Here is a 1,677-nt window from a genome sequence, read left to right as displayed (position 1 = left end):
TCTCTCAAAACTAAACAAAAACCAAAAGCGTCCTCATATATCCTTAGAAAGGAGGTGATCCAGCCGCACCTTCCGATACGGCTACCTTGTTACGACTTCACCCCAATCATCTACCCCACCTTAGGCGGCTGGCTCCTTGCGGTTACCCCACCGACTTCGGGTGTTGCAAACTCTCGTGGTGTGACGGGCGGTGTGTACAAGGCCCGGGAACGTATTCACCGCGGCATGCTGATCCGCGATTACTAGCGATTCCAGCTTCATGCAGGCGAGTTGCAGCCTGCAATCCGAACTGAGAATGGTTTTATGGGATTGGCTAAACCTCGCGGTCTCGCAGCCCTTTGTACCATCCATTGTAGCACGTGTGTAGCCCAGGTCATAAGGGGCATGATGATTTGACGTCATCCCCACCTTCCTCCGGTTTGTCACCGGCAGTCACCTTAGAGTGCCCAACTGAATGCTGGCAACTAAGATCAAGGGTTGCGCTCGTTGCGGGACTTAACCCAACATCTCACGACACGAGCTGACGACAACCATGCACCACCTGTCACTTTGTCCCCCGAAGGGGAACCTTCTATCTCTAGAAGTGGCAAAGGATGTCAAGACCTGGTAAGGTTCTTCGCGTTGCTTCGAATTAAACCACATGCTCCACCGCTTGTGCGGGCCCCCGTCAATTCCTTTGAGTTTCAGTCTTGCGACCGTACTCCCCAGGCGGAGTGCTTAATGCGTTAGCTGCAGCACTAAAGGGCGGAAACCCTCTAACACTTAGCACTCATCGTTTACGGCGTGGACTACCAGGGTATCTAATCCTGTTCGCTCCCCACGCTTTCGCGCCTCAGCGTCAGTTACAGACCAGAGAGTCGCCTTCGCCACTGGTGTTCCTCCACATCTCTACGCATTTCACCGCTACACGTGGAATTCCACTCTCCTCTTCTGCACTCAAGTTTCCCAGTTTCCAATGACCCTCCCCGGTTGAGCCGGGGGCTTTCACATCAGACTTAAGAAACCGCCTGCGCGCGCTTTACGCCCAATAATTCCGGACAACGCTTGCCACCTACGTATTACCGCGGCTGCTGGCACGTAGTTAGCCGTGGCTTTCTGGTCAGGTACCGTCAAGGTGCGAGCAGTTACTCTCGCACTTGTTCTTCCCTGACAACAGAGTTTTACGATCCGAAAACCTTCATCACTCACGCGGCGTTGCTCCGTCAGACTTTCGTCCATTGCGGAAGATTCCCTACTGCTGCCTCCCGTAGGAGTCTGGGCCGTGTCTCAGTCCCAGTGTGGCCGATCACCCTCTCAGGTCGGCTACGCATCGTTGCCTTGGTGAGCCATTACCTCACCAACTAGCTAATGCGCCGCGGGCCCATCTGTAAGTGACAGCCGAAACCGTCTTTCCAACTTGAACCATGCGGTTCAAGATACTATCCGGTATTAGCTCCGGTTTCCCGGAGTTATCCCAGTCTTACAGGCAGGTTGCCCACGTGTTACTCACCCGTCCGCCGCTAACCTGCTGGAGCAAGCTCCAGCAAGTCCGCTCGACTTGCATGTATTAGGCACGCCGCCAGCGTTCGTCCTGAGCCAGGATCAAACTCTCCGAAGAAAATTTGTGACTCAATTTGTTGCTGACTTCAAAAATTTAAAACGTTTGGTACGCTTTTGGTTTTGTTTAGTTTTCAAAGA

The 1,677-nt window shown here is 53.4% G+C and carries 1 rRNA gene; it reads right to left on the bottom strand.

Going from position 1 to position 1,677, the window contains the following annotated elements:
• Positions 1–47: 47 nt before the first annotated feature.
• Positions 48–1,597 (bottom strand): 16S ribosomal RNA (locus ABEQ24_RS02355).
• Between the last annotated feature and the right edge of the window lie 80 nt (positions 1,598–1,677).

It is taken from the genome of Metabacillus idriensis (genome assembly GCF_050483325.1).
Classification (GTDB): Bacteria; Bacillota; Bacilli; order Bacillales; family Bacillaceae; genus Bacillus_P; species Bacillus_P idriensis_A.
This window is presented reverse-complemented; position numbering and strand designations above follow the sequence as displayed.